Genomic DNA, 23,465 nt, shown 5'->3' on the forward strand with positions numbered 1-23,465 from the left:
GCCTTGGTGCCTTGGCTCTGTTGTATGGCCGAAATGTTCCCGTATAACCATGTCAGATGACTTAATACCCTAGATGTCACCATGTCAGAGAAAGATATTCAAATCGGACAGGTGTCCGATATGGCTAACCACTTTATAGGTGGTCTATCTTCAACTCTCAAGCTAATTAATATTTACCCACTAAACACACTTCACCACCACAATGTCTTTAATGTCGGTGTAGTAGTTCTCTAGCTCTAACATTTCTATTTCTCCCTGCCGTTCGTGGTAGCTGCGTTGCTGGCATGCAAAACCGATCACGCCTTTACCAAAGCGATCGCTTAATTGGTCTAGGGTGTTGTTTAAGGTGTCTTTGTTATCAAAGCGGTTAAATAGCTCGAACTGTTTTACTTCGGCATCAATCAGGCTTGGGGCGCCTACGCCCACTTTGTATATGGGTTGCTTGGCAAGGTTGTCGGGGATCAAATCATCGAATAAGGCGCGTAATTGTTGCAGGGCAAAACTGGTATCGGTTAGGCCGCTTTCGAGTGTCAGTTCACCACGGCGATAAAACGGTGGGCAACGGTCGTATTTTGAGGTGCTGACAAATACGGAAAGGGTTTTCATCTCGCTTTTTTGGTCGCGTATTTTGCGCATCACTTCGGCGCAGTGGTGAGCCAACTCGGCAAAAAGGTCGTCTCGGTGGTGTAGGCGATCACGGTAAGAAGCGGTAGACCATATCTGTTTTTTCTTTTCTCGCTCAACGGAAATGTCTAAACAGGCGATGCCATTAAGCTCTGAAATCACGTTAGCCACGTTGATGGAATAACGCTTGTGATAGGTTTTGGTTTCGCACTGTTTTAGTTGGTAGGCGGTTAAAATGCCTTCTTGTGTCAGGTGTTTATTCAGTTGTCTGCCTATGTTCCAAAGCTTACCTACGGGCATTTGTTTTAAAACCGTGTTGGTTTCTTTCTCGCTTATTAATACACATTGTCCCTGGTAAGGTTGGCAGTTCTTCGCCGCCCACGATGCGACTTTGGCCAAGGTTAGGGTTTTGCCTACACCTGCGCCTGTCGGTACACCGGTTTCTTTATAAATGGCTTTGCGTAAGGCTTGTACGTGTTCATTCAGATCGACGTTGATTTGGTGTAGGTGACTCACATCGTAAAACACTTCATCTACGCTGTAGCGCATGGAACGGGCACCTTGTATGTGCTTTTCAAGGGCGGTCATAAAGCGATCTGAATGGTGAGAAAAGGTGTTGAAGTTGGCTTTATATACAATGCCTTTGTGTACTCGCAAGCGGTCTATTTCTTCCCATATTGGGGTGAATTTTGAAATCCCGATGTTTGTGCAAGCACGGTTAGCGGCAATGGAAATCCCTTGGCCTGCTGTTACCAATAACGGGGTGTTTCTCAGGGCTGGCTTGTAGGTAATGCAAGATTCGGCGTAAAAACGGGTGCCATCAAGTAAGCAAATCATAAGGTAACAGGGCGGTGTAATCGTAAGCTGTAACGCACCACGCCATGTAAGCGGGTGTAGTCGTCTTGGTTTATTGGGTGTGGCTGAAAACTAGGGTTATCTGAATACAGGGTTCTGCTGTGTAGGTTTATGCGTTTTACAACTAGATCGTTGTTTAATGAAAGTACGATAACGTCTTCGTTCTCGGGGTTTAGGTGGCGCTCTAATACGAGTATGTCGTGGTCCCAAATATAGGGCAGCATGGAAAGCCCAGCTGCACGGCACAAGATGGTGGAATGCTCTTGGGTGATCACCAGTTGGTGTAGGTCGAGTTCGGTTAAGTCATGGTGCCATGGTAATAACGGCGGTTGTCTGAAGTGATGGATAGAAAGGGTGATCACGCCTATTACGTGTAAATCGTCCCACTCTTTGCCTGATGCGGCAATGTGTTGGCATAGCAGGTTCCAACGTGCGATATGGTTGTCACCGTGTTGCTCAAATATAACAAGGTCGCTGTTTAGGGGCTGTAAGGCACTGTCTATGAGTAGCCAATCGCCTTTGGCGATTCCTAGCTTTTTGTAGGTGTTATCGGCGCTCATTATCCGCATAGATGAATGGCTGTGTACAAATATGGTTTGTAGGTTTAGCGATTTTTTACGAAAGCGAATAGTGGGGTTTTCAAAGCCGGTGATCCCCGCCTGTATGTAGGTGTTAAGTGTAATCATGGTTAAAATAACTGTATATATGTACAGTTATTTTAGAGGGGTTTTGGGTGGGTGGCAAGTATCGTGGTTGTTGTGTGAATGAAGTACTGCATCAAGATAGTCGAGAGCAGTTAAAACTTGGGCGTAGTTATTGAGAGTTAAAGTGAATTGGGGTGTGGTAGGGCGACGTTAGCGAGGGGCTGAAAGATAGTTAGTTTTTATGTGTAATGTAATTCTGTGGTTCGGGAAAGATGTTTATTGTTAAATAGAGCCAAAATTGCGAAAATTTACTTATTGAAATTAGATTTATGTCTTTATAAGAAAAATAAAAATGAAAGAAATTTTAAACTCGGTAAAAGAAAACACAACTTCTAGACTAAATAACCATATTATCGGAGCATACATTTTTTCTTGGGTATTATGTCACTTAAAAGTTTTCTTGATCTTCATAATGAGCTCTAGCCAAGAGCAATTAGAACTTATCTCTAACGCAACTTTTGAACCGTATAGAGATGCAATATATCCTCTTATAATTATGACTTTATATCTATTTGTCCTTCCTTTTTTTAATGTTCAATACGAACGTTTTTTTTATTTCTACCAAAAAAGAAGAAACAAAGTAAAAAACACATATATGGTTGATTTTTATAGTGAAGTAACGGAGTCTAATCGTGCTAAAGTGAAGTCGGATGAAGTCTATTTAAAAAATGTTATCGATAAACAGTTAGACGAATGGGTTTCACAGAAAAAAAATATAATTGAGCTTAAACTTGATTACTCAAGGCGAGTAATGAATTGGCAAGAACAAATAAAGAAAGAGCAAGACACAATAAAAAAACTAAGTAAAAGTATCGATGGTCTCGACACTTTATACAAAAGAATAAAAGAGAAAACAGAGTTAGATAAAGTATTTCTTGAGGAAAAATTAAATGATATCGATAGGCTTTTATATCAGGGAGATATAGAAGAAGCTTTGGCGTTACTTGTTCAAATAAGGTTTAGATTTGAAATCGGTGAAGATATACCGTTCTGAGGATTACCTGAGACCTAATTTAAGCTTTATGGCAATTTTGAGAATTTGATTCTTAATTGTTTTTTTTTCGCCTAAACTGTTTTTTTTACGCCATAACTCAGTAAAAATTTTCACAAATAAACATTTTTAATCAATCTAAATTAGGATGAATACAAAGGTTTATTAGTCATATATATCAATAACTTAATACTTGTAATGTTAGAGGTTTGATATCGTGAATATGATATTTTTCTATTTAAATCATCCTGTTATCATAGGCGCTGATATAAGATATCTTGCAATAGCGCTATTAAGGATGGAATAATACAAAGAAGCCCTCGCAATAGGGCGAGGGCTTCTTTTTGGAGACTACAATGAGTCCTGAATTAATTACTGCAATTGCATTATTAGTCGGTGCGTTAGCAAAATTAATCCTTGCTATCAAATCTAAATAATTGGCGTTATTTAGATTTCTCTAGCCCTGAATGGTTGGCGCCGTTCAGGGTTTTTTTATATAAGATCATCATATAATATTTTATACAAACACGAAATATAAAATTATCATATATACAAGATATGATGATTTTATATTTGCTGTGAACTTTGCATAAATACCCATACAGTTAAATAGAACACTAGCCCGCTCTTGCGGCTTTTCTAATATCAACACTCCTCTGCCCCATACCACTCCCCCTCAACACTACATTGATATAAACGTCCCATCCATGTCATTTGCATGGTTAGGGCTTTGCCGCTCTCTTTCTCGAACGTGATCCAATCTACTGTCGCCAGGCTGTTGTTAAAATCAGGATGGCCATCCTGTTTATCAATACGTATTGTTGCGTAGCTGCTGTGGCGTTGAATGTTCATGCCTTGTAGTTCGCTGCCATCAACTTTGTACAAGGTATTGCTGTGATCACAATCGGTAATGGTGGCATCGGTGGTCGCAATAAGGCACCAGTTATCGGTGAGGGTTTTGGTGCTGGTTAATCCAACGGTATGAAGGTATACATCGGTGCCGCGCAATACCGCTTCTGATTTAGCAGCAACGATCAGGCCACGCAACTCGATAGAGGTTCGCTTCATCGCGTTACTGGCAAAAAGGCTACTAAAGCTTGGGGCTGCCATGGCGATCAATATGCTTAACACGCTAATGGTGATGATTAATTCAAGTAAGGTAAATCCTTTAATTTTCATTGTATTAAGTCCATTTTACGCAAGTTATGTAAATTGCATAAGTTAAGTAAGTTACGTAACTTAAATCAGTTTGAAGCGGTTGGCTTTCCACTCGGCGGCATCAATTAATCCGTTATCGTAATAGCCACCCCAATCGAAAAAGAACGGGCTAAAACTACCGCTTCCTGTTATGTGGCTAACCCCAATACAGGCAATAATCATTACTACTGAAATATCTGTTACTTTGGATTTAATTGAGTTGGCGCTGGATTTTGAGGTAGTTACTTAGAGAAAAAGAGAAGTTAGGGTGTAGCAGGGCGATAATAGCGCGGGTAGTGAAGGAGAGTTAGGGTTGGTGTGTTGTTCGTGAATACACGGAAAGACCGCGCATCAAGGCGGTCTTTTTATCTGCTATAGCAATTCATTCGAATGGTTGCACCAGCGGCAATGTAGCTAAGTAAGGCTTTGCACTTATCAATAATATTTTGGCTTTTGCTCTTATTAAGAAGCTGAGTCAAAGATTGAGTTAATCCGGCAGATTCATATTGTTCTAATGAAATGATCACTGCACTCGGTAATTTCTGATTGTCATTGCAATAGGCTTTTACGGAGACTTTCTTGGGCGAACTTCTGTGATTACTGATCTCAACGATAATATTTTCCGTCATTTATTTACCCTCGAAATAGATGAGTTAACAAAAAGCCAGCGTTGCTCTGCGGTTAGCTTTTTCGTTAATGTCGTTATTCGTTATAAAAAAGGCTGGGATCTCCCAGCCTTTTTGTCTGCGTTGCTAATTACATGCGTGCTTTAAAGATCGCTACGATTTCTTCTAGGCTCGCTTTGCGTGGGTTAGTTAAAGAACACGCATCGTTTAGGGCGTTTTGTGCCATGAACGCTAGCTTGTCTTCAGTTACACCTAAATCAGCTAGGCGTTGCTTAGTACCCACTTTTTCAGAGAGTGCATCAATCGCTTCAAGGGCTGCATTCACTGCTTGCTCTTGGGTCATTGCTGCTGTGTCGATACCCATTGCTTTGGCAATATCAACAAAACGCTCTGGTACTTGTTTGGCGTTAAAGCGTGAAACTTCTGCCAATAGAATCGCGTTACATAGGCCGTGAGCCAGGTCGTAAACGCCACCTAATTGGTGCGCCATTGAGTGAACGTAACCTAAAGATGCATTTGAAAATGCCATACCAGCAAGGTACTCGCCGTACTGCATTGCATCACGTGCTTCGCGGTTTTGGCCGTCGTTAACAGCGGTTTCTAGGTTGTTTACAATCAGCTCAATCGCTTTAATGGCTGATGCATCAGTAATAGGTGTCGCTGCAGTTGAAACATACGCTTCAACGGCGTGAGTTAATGCATCCATACCAGTTGCAGCAGTTAGGAACTTAGGCATTGCGACCATTAGCTCTGAATCGTTTACTGCAATAATTGGCGTGAAGTGCTTATCAACCACTGGGTATTTGGTTTCATCTTCTTGGTTAGTGATGATCGCAAATACGGTCATTTCTGAAGCGGTACCAGCAGTTGTGTTCACGGTTACCAATGGAAGTTGTGGCTTTTTAGAAAGGTGTACACCTTTCGAGTAATCACGAATATGACCACCGTTCGCTGCCACAAGTGCGATACCTTTAGCGGTATCGTGTGAAGAACCACCACCGAATGAAATCACAAAATCAGAATGGCTGCTTGCGAGTAACGCGAGGCCATCTTCAATGTTTTTCTCTGTTGGGTTTGGTTGCACACCATCGTAAATAGTGTAATCAAGGCCGTGAGCAGTAAGCTCGTCAGTTAGTTTGCTCACTAAACCCACTTCAACTAATACACTGTCTGTCACGATTAGGGCTTTTTTCAGCTCTTTTGACGCAAGTTCAGCACCTAAAGATTGAATAGCGTTAGGACCCATTAATGTTACAGGTGGCATGTAGAATACATTGCTCATAATGAAGCTCCGTTAATATTTAAGAATTTATGTTGGCTTACCGCATGTGCCATAAGCCGGAATTTTTACAGAGTGTGAATAGCAAAGTGAGTGTTACCAGCACCGAATCGTTATGGTTGTTGTTGGTGTCGATGCCGACATCTTCTCATTTACTGAAATATAAACAATAGAGTTAAAAGTAAATTACTATTACGTATCAGTAATAATAGAAATGGGCGTATTGTTTACAGTGCTCAGCGGCTTATTTATCAGCAGCAGACAGTAGCTTTTCAGCAAAAGTAAGTTGTGATGCTGATTGTGTGAACGCTCTGCAGTACCTTGTTTTTGGTAGTGCGCGACATTCATGCTGCTAGCCGCTGCTTGTTGAAATTGAACATTACCTGTGAACGCACCATCTTTAGCTGAAGCGTTGTAAGACATAGCGATGATAGCGGCTGCGATAGTTGCTTTAATAACTGTTTTCATGAGTAATAAAACCTTGTGTCTTTATGTTTGTGAACGCGTTGTGCGTTTCGATGGATGTATTATTAATAATTACACTTAAAAGAACAATACGATAAAAATACAAAAGATTATTACCAATTGGTAATAATGGTAAGGGGCAAGATAAAGATAAGAAAAGAAGGGAGAGCAAAAGCGAAAGGTAAGTACCGTGGGCGCCGTGTGAATGTATCCCTGCATCAAGATAGTCTGGATCAGTTAAGCCTTGGCCGGAGTTATTCAGAAATACAGCAGAAGTTAGCTGTAGCAGGGGGACGATAATGAGAGAGGGTAAATTACAGGTATAAAAAATGCCGGCCTTAGCCAGCATTTTTTATTTATCCGTAAGGATAAATTAGATAGCTACAACGTTTGCAGCTTGAAGACCTTTTTGGCCTTGCTCTACTTCAAAAGACACTTTTTGGCCTTCAGCAAGAGTTTTGAAACCTTCAGAAGCGATAGCACGGAAGTGAACGAATACGTCAGCACCGCCGTTGTCTTGAGTAATGAAACCAAAACCTTTCTCTTCGTTAAACCATTTTACTAAACCAGTAGTTTTGTTAGACATGTGATGCCCCTTATAAATGTGATTAATTAACCGCTAAAATGCGATGTGCTAAGTGGTTAAATTATTAATGATACTGCCAAAACAAGGGAAACACTGAAGTACAAAACGAAAACGTTGATGTAGCTGAAGGTTTAACTGTGACTTGGTGCCGCATTTAATAACTCTCTAAACAACAGAGCGAGATGGATAATAACAGGTGTTTACTTTTTGTACAGTCTTTTTTGTCGATATAGTCAAAATAGATTATTGATAGTGCTGTGAGGACAAGAAAAATAAGGGTTTTACATAATATTTATTAAAAAGCACTGAGCATCTCTTTTTAGAATGCTTTGAAATAAAGGTATATGACAATGGTGTAAGTAAGTTATCGCTTTCACTTTATTGCTTCTGCTTTGGCTTAACTACGTTTTAATGTAGAATCCGCTTTCTTCAGAATATCCCTCAAGCTACATCAGTTAAGCATTTAGCGATCGTATCTTTTAGATACTGCGCAGTGAGGGGAGTAAGATTCTGAATTTAAACGTAAAGCAATCCAAATAGGGTATAAAAATGACAAATGTTGTAGACGAGACAATGAAAAATAACTTGTCAACTCAAAGTGTTACAGGCGATTTTCCAATGCAGCGTTTTTCTGTCGCACCGATGCTGGATTGGACTGATCGTCATTGTCGTTACTTTCACCGTTTAATGAGTAAAGAAGCATTGTTGTATACCGAGATGGTGACAACAGGCGCGATTATTCACGGTAAGGGCGATTTCTTAGCGTATAACGAAGAAGAGCATCCATTGGCGCTTCAACTGGGTGGTTCAAATCCAATTGATTTGGCGCGTTGTGCTAAGTTAGCGCAAGAGCGTGGCTACGATGAAATTAACTTAAACGTGGGCTGCCCATCTGATCGCGTACAAAACGGGATGTTTGGTGCTTGTCTAATGGGTGAAGCCGAGTTGGTAGCGCAGTGTGTCACTGCGATGCGCGATGTCGTTGATATTCCTGTGACGGTAAAAACCCGTATTGGTATTGATGATCAAGATTCTTACGAGTTTTTAAAAGATTTTATCCACGTGGTATCTGAGAAAGGCGGTTGTGATAATTTCACTATCCACGCCCGTAAAGCATGGCTAAGTGGTTTAAGCCCGAAAGAGAACCGTGAAATTCCGCCACTAGACTACCCGCGCGTTTACCAACTAAAGCAAGACTTTGCGCATTTAACCATGGCAATCAATGGTGGCATTAAAACGTTTGAAGAAATGGAAGAACACCTGAAACATATGGATGGTGTGATGGTCGGTCGTGAAGCGTACCAAAGCCCATACTTAATGGCGGAAGTGGATCAACGTTTATTTGGTAGTGAACGCCCTGTAATGAAGCGTCGTGAAGTGGTTGAAGCTATGTATCCATACATTGAAAAGCAACTCGCTAACGGTTCTTACTTGGGACATATTACACGCCATATGCTGGGTTTATTCCAAAGTATGCCGGGTGCACGTCAGTGGCGTCGACATATCAGTGAGAATGCTCACAAACCGGGTGCTGGTATTGAAGTTGTTCAGCAGGCGTTAGATAAAATTCCTGCGCACTTAGATGTTTAATTGCTAAATTGTTGTTGGCGAGATTCACGATAAATAAGTGAATTTGGCTAATTCAGAGAGAAAAGGCTAATCCGTATGGGTTGGCCTTTTTTGTATCCAATTGAAAATTAAGAGATAAATTTTTATATCATTTGGCGTGATTTGTGCAATTACATCTAATATTGATATTGATATTGAATAGGATCGCTTTCAACATGCTCTGTCGGTTTATATTGTGAACTTGATAGAAAAGCTTATCGTTGAAAGGTAATACTTGGTTAAGGAGAGGGTTATGTTTGAGTTTCTATTTTTGCTGACGTTTGCATTCGTGTTAGTTTTTACGGGTGTGAGTATTATTGGCATGATGATAGCCGTTGCGGCTGGTTTTGCGATCATGGCTGTGGTTGGCATGTTGGGTTTAGTGATTAAGTTATTACCATGGATCGTGTTAATTGCTATTGCGATTTGGTTGGTGAGAGATAACAAAAAAGTACAAGAATACAAAGATCGTCTATCTCGTACACGTCGTTATTAATCCACTGATAAATATATTCAAATGAAACACTATCAACAAAATAATAGTGAGTAATTTTGGGTAAATTTAGTTAAAAAATATCATCAAAATAGATAAGAGCAGTGTTTTTTTAGGGTTTCTGTTATAGTTTCGCCGTTTAAAATTATTAATGATGAAGAGCGGAGACTCGACATGAAAAAAGTAATGCTTTCAGTAGCAGCGGCAATGGCAATGACTGCTGCTATTCCAGCACAGGCAGATACCCTTTTAGGTGTTAAAGTAGGCGCAGATGCATGGTTTGCAAATGCGAAAGTTGATGGCCATAAAAGCGATGATACATCAGCATCTTACTACGCATCTTTTGAACACTTCATTCCTTTAGTTCCTAACTTTATGGTTCGTTACAACAATATCGATGCAGATAATGTTGCATTTGAACAAAGTGATTTTACAGCGTACTACGAAATTCTAGATAATGATCTAGTGTCTTTAGATCTTGGTTTAACAATGACTAAGTTCGGTGGCGTTAAAATTCAAAACGATGATAGCTTCAGCGATTGGCAGCCAACTATTTACGGTAATGCGGAAATCGGTATTCCAGCAACACCATTAACAGTATTTGCTCAAGCAAACGCGGGTAAATATGATGGTACTCGTTTATTTGACGGACAAGCTGGTGTGAAATACACAATCGGTTTAGTGGCGGCAGATCTAAACATCCGTGGTGGTTACCGCATGATGGATTACGATTTCGATAAAGCGAAGAATGCTGGCGATGTTGATCTAAATGGTTGGTTCGCAGGTGTTGAAGTCGATTTCTAAGTCTTCTTAAGCTAACGAATTAATAAAAACCACGACAATGTCGTGGTTTTTTTATTGGCTGTTTCTAGGTTTTTGTACCATTTTTAAGTGTATACATTCCATCTTTTATGCTGAGCTAATAAAAGTAACAAAGGATAGGGAGTAAGGTTATGACACTGACTGAGCTACAACACCTTTATGTTAGCCAAGAATTGGTTGAGGCTGTGGTTGAGCCTTCAATTGGTGATGGTTATATCGTTGAATTTCGTCACCGTCGAGGTGGCTTGGTTCCTTTAACTGACGGGGCTGGCAGTGAACGTTGCTATCGTGATATTGATAGCGCAACTCAACAAGCTTTTGAAGTTGGATTTAATCAAGTTAGAATTGCTGATGAATACTAAAACCGATCATATTTCCTGCCAGTAAAGGCGAGATAATCCTTATTGTTTGACGGCAACATAACGATTATTTCGCATTCACTTTTTTCTTAACCTTTAAAAAGGTTATAAAACATTCTTATCTATTCTTTCTTGTTATTACATGAAATGGCTAATCTAACAGTACGCAATGAATAGGGATCGTCGTGTCATGTTAGTGAAGGAATTATCGGCTTTAGCCAGTCCACTTAATGATCAGCAAATAGATCAACTGAAGCAAGCAGCGGCAGAATCATCGCCACAACAGCTTGCGTGGATCAGTGGCTACTTTTGGGGATTAAGCCAAACCCAGTCTCAATCAGCTGCAGAACCTGCAGCCCAAAATAATGTACTGGCTGCCGCAAAACCAGCCGGTAAACTCACCATCATTTATGCCTCGCAAACCGGTAATGCCAAAGGTGTTGCTGAAGCGTTAAAAGAAGAAGCACAAGCGGCTGATATTGCTGTTCAAGTGTTTTCTGCCGGCGACTATAAAGGTAAAAACCTCGCTAAGGAAACCCACGTGATTATCGTGGCATCAACCCATGGCGAAGGTGAAGCACCTGATGATGCTATTGAATTACATGAATTTTTACAATCAAAGAAAGCCCCTAAACTGGCAGATCTTAACTATGCCGTGATTGGTTTAGGTGATTCAAGTTATGAGTTCTTCTGTCAAACAGCGAAAGACTTTGATAACTACTTAGCGAAACTTGGCGCGCAGCCAATGCTTGAACGTTTAGATTGTGACGTTGACTATGAAGCACCTGCTGCTGAATGGCGTACGCAAGCATTAGCTAAAACCAAAGAAACTTTATCAACGGGTGAAGCTGAAGTTGTTCAACTGCCTGTAGGCCAAAAGCCTGCCGCTGTTTCTGCATACAATAAACAGAACCCTTACACCGCGAGTTTATTGGTAAGTCAAAAAATCACAGGCCGTGATTCAGGTAAAGATGTTCGCCATATTGAAATCGATTTAGAAGATTCAGGCTTAACGTATCAAGCGGGTGATGCACTCGGTGTGTGGTTTGAAAATGACCCACAGTTAGTGGATGCCATTTTAGCTAAACTTGGCTTAGACGCGGGCACCTCTGTTGATGTTGATGGTGCGGCATTAAGTCTACGTGATGCGTTGATTAGCAAATATGAAATTACTGCATCAAATCCACAGTTTGTGACCAAATACGCTGAGTTATCAGGTAGTAAAAAGCTTGAAAAGCTGGTGGCAGATCGTGAAAAGCTTCGTGAGTATTCTGCGAAAACACAAATTATTGATGTATTAGCAGAAAAGAAAACAGCATTAACTGCAGAGCAATTAATCGGTCTACTTCGTCGTTTAACACCACGTTTATATTCTATTGCTTCAAGCCAAGAAGAAGTGGGTGAAGAAGTTCACTTAACTGTTGGGGTGGTTGAATACGCGCAAGGTGAAGAACAACGTCAAGGCGGCGCATCAAGCTTCTTAGCCCAGCGTTTAGAAGAAGGCGCAGAAGTTAAAGTCTTTGTTGAAACTAACAATAACTTTAAGTTACCAGCTGATGATAATACCCCTGTGATCATGGTGGGTCCGGGTACTGGTATTGCCCCGTTCCGCGCCTTTGTTCAAGAGCGTGATAACCGTGAAGCACAAGGTAAAAACTGGTTATTCTTTGGCGACCGTACCTTCACAGAAGATTTCTTATACCAAGTTGAGTGGCAAAAATACTTAAAAGATGGGGTTGTTAATCAGATTGATGTGGCATTTAGCCGCGACCAAGCTGAGAAAGTTTACGTTCAGCACCGAATCTTAGAACAAGCTGCGCAAGTATGGCAGTGGCTGCAAGACGGCGCGCATGTTTATGTGTGTGGTGATGCTAATCAAATGGCAAAAGATGTTCATCAAGCGCTGATCACAGTGATTGAGCAACAAGGGAATAAAACGCGCGAGCAGGCTGAGCAGTATCTTAACGATCTGCGTAAGGATAAGCGCTATCAAAGGGATGTGTACTAATGACAGATCAAAAATTATCAGATAACGAACGTCTAAAGCGCGAGAGTAATTTTCTTCGCGGAACTATTGAGCAGGATCTTGGCGATCGTATGACCGGTGGTTTTACTGCAGATAACTTCCAGTTGATCCGTTTCCACGGTATGTATCAGCAAGATGATCGTGATATCCGTGCAGAGCGCGCAAAGCAAAAACTCGAACCACTGCATAACGTGATGTTACGTGCGCGTATGCCTGGCGGTATTATTACCCCTAAGCAGTGGTTAGCGATTGATAAGTTTGCCGATGAGCATACTTCTTATGGCAGTATTCGCTTAACTACCCGTCAGACGTTCCAGTTCCACGGTGTACTAAAACCTAATATCAAGCTGATGCACCAAACGCTAAACAGTATTGGTATCGATTCAATTGCGACAGCGGGTGATGTTAACCGAAACGTTCTATGTACGACTAACCCAGTAGAATCAGAGCTTCACCAAGAAGCATATGAGTGGGCGAAAAAGATCAGTGAACACTTGCTACCTAAAACCCGTGCCTATGCGGAAATTTGGTTAGACGGTGAAAAGCTAGAAACGACAGATGAAGAGCCAATTTTAGGTAGCAATTACCTACCGCGTAAATTTAAAACCACGGTTGTGATCCCACCTCAAAATGATGTGGACGTGCATGCCAACGATCTTAACTTTGTTGCGATTGCAGACAACGGCAAGTTAGTGGGCTTCAACGTACTAGTGGGTGGCGGCTTGGCAATGACTCACGGCGATCATTCCACTTACCCTCGTCGTGCCGATGACTTTGGCTTTATTCCACTAGAGAAAACGTTAGATGTTGCTGCGGCAGTGGTAACAACACAGCGTGATTGGGGTAACCGTTCAAATCGTAAGAATGCGAAGACTAAATATACCTTAGATCGTGTAGGTAGCGATGTATTTAAAGCGGAAGTTGAAAAACGCGCGGGTATTCAATTTGAAGACAGCCGACCTTATGAGTTTACCGATCGTGGTGATCGCATTGGTTGGGTTGAAGGTATCGACGGCAAGCATCACCTAGCACTGTTTATTGAAAATGGGCGTTTATTGGATTATCCGAATAAGCCATTAAAAACCGGTGTTGCTGAAATTGCTAAGGTACATGGCGGTGATTTCCGTATGACGGCTAACCAAAACTTAATTGTTGCGGGTGTGTTAGCAAAAGACAAAGACAAGATCGAAAAGATCGCGCGCGATCATGGTTTGATTGATGACGGTGTTAGTGAGCAGCGTAAAAACTCAATGGCTTGTGTTTCATTGCCAACCTGTCCATTAGCGATGGCGGAAGCAGAGCGTTTCTTACCTGAATTTGTTACCGATGTTGAAGGCATTCTAGAAAAGCACGGCTTAGACGATGATGAAAACATCATTCTTCGTGTCACGGGGTGCCCAAATGGCTGTGGTCGTGCGATGTTGGCGGAAATTGGCCTCGTAGGTAAAGCGCCGGGTCGTTATAACTTACATTTAGGCGGTAACCGTAACGGAACACGTGTACCGAAAATGTACCGTGAAAATATTACTGTTGCGCAGATCATGGATGAAATTGATAGCTTAGTGGGTCGTTGGTCTACAGAGCGTCAAGAGAGTGAAGACTTTGGTGATTTCACTATTCGCGCAGGCATTATTGATGAAGTAAAAGTATCAAAGAGAGATTTTTATGGCTAAATTTCAACTGGCTGAGTTACTTGAGCTGCCTAAAGTGAGTCAAATTATTCAGCTGGCTGAAATCAATGCCGAGCTGGAGGATATGACGGCAGAGCAGCGAGTAAGCTGGGCTATCGACAACCTTGAAGGTGGGTTTGCATTAGCATCAAGTTTTGGTATTCAATCTGCTGTGATGTTGCATTTAGTCACAACAGTAAAGCCTGATATTCCTGTGGTATTAACCGATACGGGGTATTTATTTCCTGAAACGTATCAGTTTATTGATAGCTTAACCAAACGATTAGATCTTAATCTTCATGTCTACAGCGCAAAACAAAGCGCCGCATGGCAAGAAGCACGTTATGGTCAACTGTGGTTACAAGGGGTTGATGGTATTAAGCAATATAATTTGCTGAACAAAGTTGAGCCGATGCGTCGAGCATTAGATGAACTGCAAGTGAAAACATGGTTTTCTGGGCTCCGTCGTGAACAATCAAGCTCACGTGCAACATTACCGGTATTAGCGATCCAGAATGGACGCTTTAAGTTCCTGCCATTAATTGATTGGAGTAATGAGCAAATCGATCTGTATTTACAACAGCATGATTTGCCTTATCACCCATTAAAATCGCAAGACTATCTTTCTGTCGGTGATGTCCATACAACAGTTAAGTGGCAACCGGGGATGAAAGAAGAAGAAACGCGATTCTTTGGTCTAAAACGTGAGTGTGGTTTACACGAAGACAGCGATACAGAAGCGGATGGTTCAGGAATTTAACCGATAGCAAATCAGAACTAGTGTAATAGAAAAGGGCGAGATCGATGATCTCGCCCTTTTATTTTGTCGATGCTTTGAGCAATAACAAGTTATTTTTTGGCAGCAGGTGCAGCTGGTGCCCAAATATTAGAAAGTGCGCCAAGGAGTTCATTACTTGCGCCTTGCTCACCTAAAAATTGCGTAACAACAGGCACGAATTGGTTAACCATTTCAGGTTTCATGCCTAATAAAGAAAAGACTTTATCGATATTTTCTTTACTGCCTAATAGCTGGCCTAAACCGAGTGGTAATGAGTCAGTTAGCTTTTCTGCGCCAGGAATTAATTGAGTTAACTCTTTACCTTGTGGGCCTGTTAGCTCACTGGTTGCCATTGCCAGTAATGCACCTGCACCGCCTGCTGCTTGATCTGGCTTTACGCCAAGATCAGACACGAGTGCTTTGGTTAATGGGTTTTCTGCAATCTGGGTAGCAACTTGTTCACTTTTTTCTCCCCCAAAAGCACTTGCGACATCAGATAGGCTGAATGCATGGCTCATTGCACTTGATGATAATAAAGCAACGGCGGTAAGTGTAGTTAAGATATGACGCTTTTCCATGGGGTTCTCCTTAATTAACTATTATCTATCCTAGTGTAGATATTTATTTTTGTAATACATTTTATTGATAAAACACGAAACCTGATGATTTAACTAGTAGGGTTTATTAGTTTGAGAGAATGGAGCGTATTTTTTAACCATAAAAAAACGGCGCCGGGGCGCCGTTTTTAAGAAGAGAGCAATATCTTATAGGATATCTAGTAGCTCAACTTCAAATACAAGTGCTGCATATGGAGGAATTGCAGCACCTGCGCCGCGCTCACCGTATGCTAGGTTTTGTGGAATAGAAAGTTTCCACTTAGAACCTACAGGCATCATTTGTAGTGCTTCAACCCAACCAGCGATAACGCCAGTTACTGGGAATTCTGCTGGTTGACCACGAGAAACAGAGCTGTCAAAAACAGTGCCGTCTGTTAGCATACCGTGGTAATGAACACGTACTTGCTTGTCAGAAGTTGGGATTTCGCCATTACCTTCAACGAGTACTTCGTATTGAAGACCAGAATCAGTTACTGTAACTTCTGCACGCTTTGCGTTTTCAGCTAGGAATGCTTCGCCTTCAGCAGCAGCTAGTTTAGCCTGCTCTTGACGTGCAGCGTCTGCTGCAGTGTGAAGTTCACGTAGTGCATTGTTGATTTCATCAACTTCGATTTCTGGCATTTCGCCAGCAAGAGAAGCTGCGATACCTTTCGCAATTGCTGCTACGTTTAGGCCTTCAAGACCGCTTTGTGCTAGTTGTTGGCCCATTTGTAGACCAATACCATAACTTGCTTTAGTCTCAACTGTATCTAGTTTAACGTCAGACATTATCGTCATCTCTTAATGTTGAATGAATTAAAGCAAGCAGGATAACAGTTTCGCCCCTCATGGGTAAACTCATGGGTAAATATTTGTAATCATTATTCGCAAATTGCGTGACATATGAAGCTCTGGAGTGCTGTATATGGGACAGGCCAATCGCCGTTCGAGAACAAAACATGCGTCAAAACGATCATCAGTCAATTTTAGTTTGTCAGGGCTCTTTGACAAATGTCGTCAGATTAAAGCCGGAATTGGCCATACATGGTCACATTTTCCACGTTTTCATCGCTGGGCATTGATGATCCTTGTGCCTATTTTTGTCGCTGTATTAATGTTGCCGACAACGAATCAATTAGAACAAGAGCAAAGTGCAGACAGTGGTGTTCGTCGTAGTATTTCTCTTAACCTTGGCGGTTCTACGAGCACGACTCAACCGGTAGGGCAAACGGGAACGACATCATCTAATACTGGTGTGAGTAAGCGTACAGATATTGTTTTAGATACGGCAGATATTCGTGAAGACAGTAAGATGAAAGCGGTTGGAGGAACGGAAGATACTGGTCCGGCACCTGAAAAGAAACCGATGATTCAGAAAATTTATCCGTTAGATGGCGGTAAGGCGTACACCGTTGATCTGTCAAAAGAAGCGGCGGTGGTAACCAAAGCGACTGATGAACCGATTACAACGAATACAACCAATACAACAACGACAGCAAACACGGCCAAGGTTGCATCAAGCGATGCTGGGCAATGGGTTAGTTATAAAGTTCCAGCCGGTGAAACCTTAGCGAACGTGTTTAGAGATCGCTCGTTACCATTATCGGATTTATATAAAATTGCCAATATTGAAGGTGCGGGTAAGCCGATCAGTAATGTACAGGCCGGTCAAACGCTAATGTATCGTGTAAATAGTAATGGCCAAATAGATGGTTTGAAGATTGAAGGTAATGGTATTTCAGCAGCTTATTACCGTAGCAGTAATGGTAGCTATTATCGTAAATAACCAGTGATGAAATAAATATGAAAAAGCCCACTTATTTGCTTTTAACTAGAAAGAGAGGCTTAAGTGGGCTTTTTTGTTTTTTCTTTTTATGCGTTACCGCAGAGGTTACTATTTGATCACTGTATGTCGATCTGAGTGGTGAATTTTTTTCGTTTAGGTCTTGGCATCATAGGTAGAACGATCAATAAAATACCGATAAGCGTTAAGGTATCTAAACTTTCGTTAAACCAAATCCAACCAAAGAAGGCGACAAAAATAAGCCCTGAATATTCTGCTAACCCAATTTTATGGGTTTCACTTTGACGATATGCCAATACCACACACCCTTGATAGCCTAAGGTAAATAGCGCACTTGCAGCAATAAGCCCAAGTTTTTCAAGTGAGATCGGTTGCCAGAAGTACCATGCCAAAGGGGTCGCCACAGGCAGTGATAATACACTTGTCCAAAAGAGCGTGGATGATACCGTTTGTGATTGTGGCAGTTTACGTACTAATACATTGTAGAGCGCCAATGTAGTTGCAGTACCCAGTGCGGCAATCGCAGCCCAGTGAAATTGGGTAGGGCGTAAAACAATTAAAATTCCGATAAATCCAATCGCTGTCGCAACGACTTTTCCTTTTGTGGGGTACTCACCTAATAGCACTATTGAAAGTGGGATCATCAATAAGGGCGCGGCATAAAATAAGGCATTGGCCGTCGCGAGGGGCAAATATGTCAGCGCCACTAACAACATTGAACTCCCCGCTAATACTAAATACGCACGGATGGTATTGATCTTCCAACTACCGACCTCACGTTGCTGTTTGGGCTGGGACAACCAAAAAGGCAAAATAATAATTAAGCTTATTACTTGGCGAAGAAACATGTATTGCAAGGGATGGACTTCGCCATTGAGTAATTTAACTGCGACATCAGACAGAGAAGCGGATAAATTACCGAATATCAGTAATAGGATCCCCAATGACACAGCAGTTTGCTTCATTAGTTATCGCCTTGTGTTAGCACCATATCAACATGTGGAATGCCGTCTTCAAGGTACATATCAGAGGTTTGTTTAAAACCGTATTGAGAGTAAAAGCCGATCAAGTGCTCTTGCGCTCCAATCTCGATGGTCGCATTAGGCCAAATACGCGTGGCGTTTTCGAGTCCTTGTTTGAGCAGTTGATGACCTATACCGCTGCCTCGTGTTTCTTGTGCCGTAACAACTCGACCAATACTGACATTGTCGTAAGTGAGTCCTGCACTGAGTAGGCGAAGGTAGGCGATCAGTTTGCCATCTTGATAGCCTAATAAATGGTAAACATCATCAGCACGATCGTTATCATCAAGATCAGGGTAAACACAGTCTTGCTCTACCACAAAAATGTCAGCGCGTAGCTTTAGTGCATCATAAAGCTGGTGGGTCGTCAGTTGTGCAAAAGAAAGGCATTGCCAAGTAATCATCACGTGTTCTCTTTTTCTGTGATAGTCAAAGTTACCTTCATAGTAACCTGCGTTTTTCACGGCCTCATTAACCATTGTTAATATCGTTTCATTATTGTGGTTCGCTTTGTCTTTTTTTTATTCGGCTGAGGCTGATCGGGGTGATTCCAAGGTATGAGGCAATTTGATAGTCCGTGAGTTTAACGTTGAGCTCGGCAAAGCTTTGGGTGAATAATTGATATCGTTCTTCTGGGCTGTACATCAACATGAAGCGTTCTTTGTTTTCTTTAAATACTAACTGACGTTCTAATAAGTGTTGATATAGCGCTACCCCTTGTGAGCGCCATGTTTCAATTAGCTCAATCGGTAGGGCAATGAGCTCGCTAGCGGACAAGGTTTCTAATAGAAAAGGCGAAGGTGATTGAGTGATCAGTGCTTCAAAGCCAATCAAGGTATCTTGATCCCAATAGAACTCTTTACTGAATTGCTTACCACTGTCAGTGAGATAGCAAGCATGGCAAATCCCATTAAGTAAAAAGTAGAACTGCTCTGCTTGTTGCCCTTGATGAAGCAGTATGTGACGAGTGGGTAACGCTAATACTTGTGCTTGGCTTAATGCTTCATCAATCGTGGTTTGCTCGGCGCCAAATTGTTGAAGAAATTCGGCGAGTTGAGAAAGTTGTGCGGAAGGCTTCATGATGACTCACTTTTTAATCATAAAAAAATACCGCAGACCAGCTGCGGTATCTAGCTTACTTTATTGCGACGATTATTTCGCGTGTTGTAAATCCAACTGGTAAATCGCAAAGCCAGTTGGCGTTGTTTCAACTTGGGTCATTGGGTACTGACCTTTGTCTTTAATAAACTTCGCCGCTTTTTCGCTATTGGCTGTTTCAAAGCGAATATCTAACTTCTTATCACTTTTCAGTGGCGTGAAGTGCCAGTTGTTATCCGCACTTGGTACAACTTGGCCTTTTTCTTTACTTACACGGCTAATGTAGTCAGAAAGAACGGTACGGTTTTCATCAGGTGCAGCAAAGGCAACAAACTTCTCACCAGTACCGGCAAATTTACCACTGTAGGCACGGTAGTTATTGGTTGCGATGATGAATTTCTGATCGTCTTTTACAGCTTTACCGTTAAAGCTAAGATCTTTAATACGACTTGCCGTTGGGTTAATAACTTTACATTCACCGTCGTATTTCGCTGGTTGTGAAATATCGATGTTGTAAGTGACGCCATCAATAACATCAAAGTTATAAGTACGGAAACCATCCCAGTTGATCAAGCCTTGTGGCTTATCACTGTTAACATCAATTTGATTAAATTGGCCAGCAGAACATTCCAGCCATTCTTTCACTTCTTTACCTGTTACTTTCATGGCAACAAGGGTATTTGGATACAAGTATAAGTCAGCCGCGTTACGGAAAGTCAGTTGACCTGATTCAACTTCAGTAAAGTTGGTTGCATCGTTACCACGACCGCCAGCTTTAAATGGTGCAGCTGCTGAAAGTACTGGAATACCATCGAGATCGGGATCACCTTGAATAAAGCGTTCAACATAATCTTTTTGTGCAAGGTTTACGATTTGCACGGTTGGATCGTCTTGTACCAGTGCTAAGTAGCTGTACATAACGTCACTTGCTTTACCAATTGGTTGATTAACGAAATCACGGGTAGCATTGTGATCAACTTTAACCGCCGCTACTAATTTAGGATCAGCATCAACAATGGGTTTTTGGGTTGCTTTATCAAAAATAGGGCGAGCTTCAGTTTGAGCAGAGGTGACTTTCCAGCTGTTCCCCTCTTTATCTAATACTAAATCCATAATGCCAACGTGATCGCCCCAGCGTCCCGGCATGACTGCTGGAATACCATTAATGGTCCCTTTTTCGATATCAGCACCTGGTAGGTTTGCAAACTCTTTGCTTGGGAAAACCGCGTGTGAGTGACCGAATGCAATCGCGTCAATACCTTCAACTTGCGTTAAATAGTATACCGAGTTTTCAGCACCCACTTTATGTGGATCGGTTGAAACGCCTGAGTGTGGGATAGCGACAATAATATCAGCGCCTTCTGCTTTCATTTGTGGAATGAATTTCTCAGCCGTTTGCTTAATATCTTTGGCTTCTACCTTACCCTCGAGGTTCTTTTTATCCCACACCATGATTTGTGGCGGAACAAAACCGATATAACCAATCTTCACTTGTTGGTCATTACCCTTGTTATCTTTAAATGTGTATTCCTTGATCAGATAAGGAGAGAATAAGTTCTTACCTGTTTTTAAGTCGTAGACGTTTGCATTGATGTAAGGGAAGTCAGCACCTTCAATGCTGGTATCAAGGAAATCTAAGCCATAGTTGAATTCGTGGTTACCAATATTACCAACATCGTAATCAAGTTGGTTCATGACTTTATAAACAGGGTGAACTTCACCATGCTTGATCCCTTTTGCTGCCATGTAGTCACCCATCGGGCTACCTTGCAGTAAATCACCGTTATCAACTAAGACACTATTGGTGACTTCGCCACGAGCCTTTTCTACTAACGTTGCAGTACGTACTAAGCCTGTTTTCTCGGTTGGCGCATCTTTGTAGTAATCATAATCCATTACATTAGTATGGATATCCGTGGTTTCTAAAATACGTAGTTTGATGGTGTCTGCTGTTGCTGGACCTGCAAGCGTAAGTAAACCGCCTAATATCGCGATTGATAAAGGCTTAGCTGATAACTTCATGAATATCTCCAAACGGGTAGGCAAAGAAAGCAAGCGTAAGGTATCAAATGTACTGAGAAAGGCTGTTATCTGTGTCGCACTATCGTGCTCTCCATCTCGTTTTTTTTGATCAATTGTTAGCGAGATCGAAAATTAGGCCGTTATTTCTCGTATTAATAGAAGAGTGATTCGTCATAACCTAGACATAAAAGGCATAACATAAGCTTTTATTTGCTGTGTTGCTCCCTATCGTTCGCCTTAATCGTGAGATTTATAACTATATAATGCATTGTATATAGTGTAATTCGCTAAATCTTGTCATTAAGTGTTGTCGGCATGTTGCGGCTAAACTTTTTGGAATAAAAAATGAAATTTTAGAATTTCAAGTAATATCAAGCCCCCTCTATAGTGCATCTAGGGATAAAAAGAGGGCTAATGATGGATTACTTGCCAATTTTTGCAGATTTAAAGCGTCGACCATGTCTGGTTGTCGGTGGTGGTGATAGCGCGTGGCGTAAAACCCGTATGCTATTAAAAGCAGGCGCAGATGTTCGTGTTATTGCACCAAGTTTAAATGCTGACTTTACTGCTGCATTAGCTTCTCAACAGATCAAATTGGTCGGAGAACATTTTTCACCATCAGATCTTGATGGTATTTTCTTAGCCATTGCCGCGACAGAGCGTAAAGCGATTAATGCGCTAGTCTATCAATCGGCCAATCAACGCCAAGTATTAGTCAATGTCGTTGATGATACTCAGCGCTGCAGTTTTATTATTCCCTCTATTGTTGATCGTTCACCCATCATTGTCGCGATCTCGTCATCAGGTCAGGCGCCGGTACTCGCCCGTTTATTACGTGAAAAGCTTGAAGCCTTATTACCACAACACTTAGGACGTATGGCAACGATTGCGGGTAACTTCCGTCAGCGTTTATCACAAACCGTCTCTTCTTTTTCTGCTCGTCGTTATTTCTGGGAGCAGGCCTTTAACGGACGTTTTGGTGACTTAGTGGCATCGGGGCGTGAGCAAGAGGCTGAGCAAGAGCTGGTGGCATTAACCCAACAAGCACCACCGCAAGGACAAGTTGCATTAATTGGCGCAGGTCCAGGTGATGCGGGCTTATTGACCCTTCGTGCATTACAACTGATGCAGCAAGCTGATGTCGTGCTGTATGACTACTTGGTGTCTGATGAAGTGATGGATTTAGTCCGCCGTGATGCCGAATTAGTATGCGTGGGTAAAAAAGCCGGTTTTCATAGTGTTCCTCAAGAAGAAACGAATCGATTAATTGTTCACTACGCCCAGCAAGGCAAGCGAGTGGTGCGATTAAAAGGTGGCGACCCATTTGTGTTTGGTCGTGGTGGTGAAGAGCTTGAAGTGCTCTTTGATGCTGATATTCCATTCCAAGTTGTACCGGGTATTACAGCAGCAGCTGGTGCTACAGCCTATGCGGGCATTCCATTAACTCACCGTGATTACGCCCAAACCGCCATGTTTGTTACGGGGCATCTCAAGCCTGATGGCGATACTTTGGATTGGTCAACACTCGCACGTGGAAAACAAACCTTAGTGATTTACATGGGCTTGATGAAATCGAGTCATATTCAGCAACAGTTGTTAGAGCACGGTCGTGGTGCTGATACCCCTATCGCCATTATTGAGCGTGGTACCCAGAAAACCCAAAAAGTTTTAAAAGGTCAGCTAAGCGAGCTGGCTGAATTAGCAAAACATGCTGCTTCTCCATCGCTGATAGTAGTAGGAGAGGTAGTTAATCTATCGACGAAATTAGATTGGTTCACAAAACAGGAACAGTCGCTACAGCAGCAAGATGCGGTAGTTAAGCTGGCATAGTATGGAGAGA

At 41.8% G+C, this 23,465-nt stretch carries 23 protein-coding genes; 10 read left to right on the forward strand and 13 right to left on the reverse strand.

Features of this window, described 5'->3' with window-relative positions; all coding sequences use genetic code 11:
- Positions 1-180: 180 nt before the first annotated feature.
- Together C9J45_RS16960 and C9J45_RS16965 are read right to left on the reverse strand one after the other, a co-directional pair.
- Positions 181-1,461: a Y-family DNA polymerase gene (locus tag C9J45_RS16960; RefSeq protein WP_107292786.1), complete on the reverse strand. Its 1,281-nt coding sequence runs from the start codon at positions 1,459-1,461 to the stop codon at positions 181-183.
- Complete coding sequence (locus C9J45_RS16965) at positions 1,458-2,165, reverse strand: S24 family peptidase (RefSeq protein ID WP_107292787.1); 708 nt, start codon at positions 2,163-2,165, stop codon at positions 1,458-1,460. Before C9J45_RS16965 ends, C9J45_RS16960 begins: the two co-directional genes overlap by 4 nt.
- A gap of 310 nt (positions 2,166-2,475) precedes the next feature.
- On the opposite strand from C9J45_RS16965, the gene C9J45_RS16975 reads away from it, so the two are divergent.
- Positions 2,476-3,177: a hypothetical protein gene (locus C9J45_RS16975; protein ID WP_107292788.1), complete on the forward strand. Its 702-nt coding sequence runs from the start codon at positions 2,476-2,478 to the stop codon at positions 3,175-3,177.
- 642 nt (positions 3,178-3,819) lie between these two features.
- Here C9J45_RS16975 and C9J45_RS16980 read toward each other — a convergent pair.
- The 5 genes from C9J45_RS16980 to C9J45_RS17005 all read right to left on the reverse strand — a co-directional run bounded on the left by C9J45_RS16980 (position 3,820) and on the right by C9J45_RS17005 (position 7,327).
- Entirely contained in the window at positions 3,820-4,353 is a 534-nt protein-coding gene (locus C9J45_RS16980; RefSeq protein WP_107292789.1) for a Tfp pilus assembly protein FimT/FimU, read from the reverse strand.
- Positions 4,354-4,736: 383 nt separating this feature from the next.
- Positions 4,737-5,000, reverse strand: coding sequence for a hypothetical protein (locus C9J45_RS16985; RefSeq protein WP_107292790.1), 264 nt, complete (start codon positions 4,998-5,000; stop codon positions 4,737-4,739).
- Positions 5,001-5,127: 127 nt separating this feature from the next.
- On the reverse strand, positions 5,128-6,279 hold the full coding sequence (locus C9J45_RS16990) for an iron-containing alcohol dehydrogenase (protein ID WP_005372756.1): 1,152 nt from the start codon (positions 6,277-6,279) through the stop codon (positions 5,128-5,130).
- Between the two features lie 189 nt (positions 6,280-6,468).
- The gene (locus tag C9J45_RS16995) at positions 6,469-6,744 is read right to left on the reverse strand and encodes a hypothetical protein (RefSeq protein ID WP_233217819.1); all 276 of its coding nucleotides are present in this window, start codon (positions 6,742-6,744) and stop codon (positions 6,469-6,471) included.
- Positions 6,745-7,114: 370 nt separating this feature from the next.
- Complete coding sequence (locus tag C9J45_RS17005) at positions 7,115-7,327, reverse strand: cold-shock protein (RefSeq protein ID WP_006647715.1); 213 nt, start codon at positions 7,325-7,327, stop codon at positions 7,115-7,117.
- Between the two features lie 573 nt (positions 7,328-7,900).
- Between C9J45_RS17005 and dusA the strand changes: the two genes are divergently transcribed.
- From dusA to C9J45_RS17040, 7 genes are all read left to right on the forward strand, one after another.
- Positions 7,901-8,917: a tRNA dihydrouridine(20/20a) synthase DusA gene (gene dusA, locus C9J45_RS17010; protein WP_086000659.1), complete on the forward strand. Its 1,017-nt coding sequence runs from the start codon at positions 7,901-7,903 to the stop codon at positions 8,915-8,917.
- 271 nt (positions 8,918-9,188) lie between these two features.
- Positions 9,189-9,431, forward strand: coding sequence for an envelope stress response protein PspG (gene pspG / locus C9J45_RS17015; protein WP_045129268.1), 243 nt, complete (start codon positions 9,189-9,191; stop codon positions 9,429-9,431).
- Between the two features lie 171 nt (positions 9,432-9,602).
- Positions 9,603-10,232 carry a TIGR04219 family outer membrane beta-barrel protein gene (locus tag C9J45_RS17020; RefSeq protein ID WP_107208037.1) on the forward strand — a complete coding sequence of 210 codons (630 nt, stop codon included), beginning with the start codon at positions 9,603-9,605 and terminating at the stop codon, positions 10,230-10,232.
- A 149-nt stretch (positions 10,233-10,381) separates the two neighbouring features.
- On the forward strand, positions 10,382-10,612 hold the full coding sequence (locus C9J45_RS17025; RefSeq protein ID WP_107208038.1) for a thymidylate kinase: 231 nt from the start codon (positions 10,382-10,384) through the stop codon (positions 10,610-10,612).
- A 187-nt stretch (positions 10,613-10,799) separates the two neighbouring features.
- On the forward strand, positions 10,800-12,617 hold the full coding sequence (locus C9J45_RS17030; RefSeq protein ID WP_107292791.1) for an assimilatory sulfite reductase (NADPH) flavoprotein subunit: 1,818 nt from the start codon (positions 10,800-10,802) through the stop codon (positions 12,615-12,617).
- Entirely contained in the window at positions 12,617-14,308 is a 1,692-nt protein-coding gene (gene cysI / locus C9J45_RS17035; RefSeq protein ID WP_107292792.1) for an assimilatory sulfite reductase (NADPH) hemoprotein subunit, read from the forward strand. The genes C9J45_RS17030 and cysI overlap by 1 nt, the downstream gene beginning before the upstream one ends.
- Positions 14,301-15,065, forward strand: a complete 765-nt coding sequence (locus C9J45_RS17040) for a phosphoadenylyl-sulfate reductase (RefSeq protein ID WP_107292793.1) — start codon at positions 14,301-14,303, stop codon at positions 15,063-15,065. The genes cysI and C9J45_RS17040 overlap by 8 nt, the downstream gene beginning before the upstream one ends.
- Before the next feature lie 89 nt (positions 15,066-15,154).
- Here the strand turns inward: C9J45_RS17040 and C9J45_RS17045 are convergent, their stop codons facing one another.
- Together C9J45_RS17045 and C9J45_RS17050 are read right to left on the reverse strand one after the other, a co-directional pair.
- Positions 15,155-15,661, reverse strand: a complete 507-nt coding sequence (locus tag C9J45_RS17045; protein ID WP_107208042.1) for a DUF2780 domain-containing protein — start codon at positions 15,659-15,661, stop codon at positions 15,155-15,157.
- 186 nt (positions 15,662-15,847) lie between these two features.
- On the reverse strand, positions 15,848-16,468 hold the full coding sequence (locus C9J45_RS17050) for an FKBP-type peptidyl-prolyl cis-trans isomerase (protein ID WP_005372738.1): 621 nt from the start codon (positions 16,466-16,468) through the stop codon (positions 15,848-15,850).
- Positions 16,469-16,604: 136 nt separating this feature from the next.
- Here C9J45_RS17050 and C9J45_RS17055 point away from each other — a divergent pair, with 136 nt between their 5' ends.
- Positions 16,605-17,465, forward strand: coding sequence for a LysM-like peptidoglycan-binding domain-containing protein (locus C9J45_RS17055; protein ID WP_233217821.1), 861 nt, complete (start codon positions 16,605-16,607; stop codon positions 17,463-17,465).
- A gap of 116 nt (positions 17,466-17,581) precedes the next feature.
- On the opposite strand, the gene C9J45_RS17060 is transcribed toward C9J45_RS17055, so the two are convergent.
- The 4 genes from C9J45_RS17060 to C9J45_RS17075 all read right to left on the reverse strand — a co-directional run bounded on the left by C9J45_RS17060 (position 17,582) and on the right by C9J45_RS17075 (position 21,625).
- Positions 17,582-18,448: a DMT family transporter gene (locus tag C9J45_RS17060; RefSeq protein ID WP_107292794.1), complete on the reverse strand. Its 867-nt coding sequence runs from the start codon at positions 18,446-18,448 to the stop codon at positions 17,582-17,584.
- Positions 18,448-18,909: a GNAT family N-acetyltransferase gene (locus C9J45_RS17065; RefSeq protein WP_107208054.1), complete on the reverse strand. Its 462-nt coding sequence runs from the start codon at positions 18,907-18,909 to the stop codon at positions 18,448-18,450. Before C9J45_RS17065 ends, C9J45_RS17060 begins: the two co-directional genes overlap by 1 nt.
- Before the next feature lie 91 nt (positions 18,910-19,000).
- Positions 19,001-19,585, reverse strand: a complete 585-nt coding sequence (locus tag C9J45_RS17070) for a Crp/Fnr family transcriptional regulator (protein ID WP_107208044.1) — start codon at positions 19,583-19,585, stop codon at positions 19,001-19,003.
- Between the two features lie 72 nt (positions 19,586-19,657).
- Positions 19,658-21,625 (reverse strand): bifunctional 2',3'-cyclic-nucleotide 2'-phosphodiesterase/3'-nucleotidase, encoded by a 1,968-nt coding sequence (locus C9J45_RS17075; protein ID WP_107208045.1) that lies wholly within the window; start codon positions 21,623-21,625, stop codon positions 19,658-19,660.
- A 417-nt stretch (positions 21,626-22,042) separates the two neighbouring features.
- Between C9J45_RS17075 and cysG the strand changes: the two genes are divergently transcribed.
- Positions 22,043-23,455: a siroheme synthase CysG gene (cysG, locus tag C9J45_RS17080; protein WP_005372729.1), complete on the forward strand. Its 1,413-nt coding sequence runs from the start codon at positions 22,043-22,045 to the stop codon at positions 23,453-23,455.
- The last annotated feature ends 10 nt before the right edge of the window (positions 23,456-23,465 follow it).

Origin of the sequence: Photobacterium sp. GB-1, assembly GCF_003026165.1 — a bacterium.
Taxonomy (GTDB): Bacteria; Pseudomonadota; Gammaproteobacteria; order Enterobacterales; family Vibrionaceae; genus Photobacterium.

Excerpts from the sequence above, each read along its gene's own strand:
- C9J45_RS16960 (WP_107292786.1), bottom strand. The coding sequence starts at position 1,461 with ATGATTTGCTTACTTGATGGCACCCGTTTTTACGCCGAATCTTGCATT.
- C9J45_RS16965 (WP_107292787.1), bottom strand. The coding sequence starts at position 2,165 with ATGATTACACTTAACACCTACATACAGGCGGGGATCACCGGCTTTGAA.
- C9J45_RS16975 (WP_107292788.1), top strand. The coding sequence starts at position 2,476 with ATGAAAGAAATTTTAAACTCGGTAAAAGAAAACACAACTTCTAGACTA.
- C9J45_RS16980 (WP_107292789.1), bottom strand. The coding sequence starts at position 4,353 with ATGAAAATTAAAGGATTTACCTTACTTGAATTAATCATCACCATTAGC.
- C9J45_RS16985 (WP_107292790.1), bottom strand. The coding sequence starts at position 5,000 with ATGACGGAAAATATTATCGTTGAGATCAGTAATCACAGAAGTTCGCCC.
- C9J45_RS16990 (WP_005372756.1), bottom strand. The coding sequence starts at position 6,279 with ATGAGCAATGTATTCTACATGCCACCTGTAACATTAATGGGTCCTAAC.
- C9J45_RS16995 (WP_233217819.1), bottom strand. The coding sequence starts at position 6,744 with ATGAAAACAGTTATTAAAGCAACTATCGCAGCCGCTATCATCGCTATG.
- C9J45_RS17005 (WP_006647715.1), bottom strand. The coding sequence starts at position 7,327 with ATGTCTAACAAAACTACTGGTTTAGTAAAATGGTTTAACGAAGAGAAA.
- dusA (WP_086000659.1), top strand. The coding sequence starts at position 7,901 with ATGAAAAATAACTTGTCAACTCAAAGTGTTACAGGCGATTTTCCAATG.
- pspG (WP_045129268.1), top strand. The coding sequence starts at position 9,189 with ATGTTTGAGTTTCTATTTTTGCTGACGTTTGCATTCGTGTTAGTTTTT.
- C9J45_RS17020 (WP_107208037.1), top strand. The coding sequence starts at position 9,603 with ATGAAAAAAGTAATGCTTTCAGTAGCAGCGGCAATGGCAATGACTGCT.
- C9J45_RS17025 (WP_107208038.1), top strand. The coding sequence starts at position 10,382 with ATGACACTGACTGAGCTACAACACCTTTATGTTAGCCAAGAATTGGTT.
- C9J45_RS17030 (WP_107292791.1), top strand. The coding sequence starts at position 10,800 with ATGTTAGTGAAGGAATTATCGGCTTTAGCCAGTCCACTTAATGATCAG.
- cysI (WP_107292792.1), top strand. The coding sequence starts at position 12,617 with ATGACAGATCAAAAATTATCAGATAACGAACGTCTAAAGCGCGAGAGT.
- C9J45_RS17040 (WP_107292793.1), top strand. The coding sequence starts at position 14,301 with ATGGCTAAATTTCAACTGGCTGAGTTACTTGAGCTGCCTAAAGTGAGT.
- C9J45_RS17045 (WP_107208042.1), bottom strand. The coding sequence starts at position 15,661 with ATGGAAAAGCGTCATATCTTAACTACACTTACCGCCGTTGCTTTATTA.
- C9J45_RS17050 (WP_005372738.1), bottom strand. The coding sequence starts at position 16,468 with ATGTCTGACGTTAAACTAGATACAGTTGAGACTAAAGCAAGTTATGGT.
- C9J45_RS17055 (WP_233217821.1), top strand. The coding sequence starts at position 16,605 with ATGGGACAGGCCAATCGCCGTTCGAGAACAAAACATGCGTCAAAACGA.
- C9J45_RS17060 (WP_107292794.1), bottom strand. The coding sequence starts at position 18,448 with ATGAAGCAAACTGCTGTGTCATTGGGGATCCTATTACTGATATTCGGT.
- C9J45_RS17065 (WP_107208054.1), bottom strand. The coding sequence starts at position 18,909 with ATGATTACTTGGCAATGCCTTTCTTTTGCACAACTGACGACCCACCAG.
- C9J45_RS17070 (WP_107208044.1), bottom strand. The coding sequence starts at position 19,585 with ATGAAGCCTTCCGCACAACTTTCTCAACTCGCCGAATTTCTTCAACAA.
- C9J45_RS17075 (WP_107208045.1), bottom strand. The coding sequence starts at position 21,625 with ATGAAGTTATCAGCTAAGCCTTTATCAATCGCGATATTAGGCGGTTTA.
- cysG (WP_005372729.1), top strand. The coding sequence starts at position 22,043 with ATGGATTACTTGCCAATTTTTGCAGATTTAAAGCGTCGACCATGTCTG.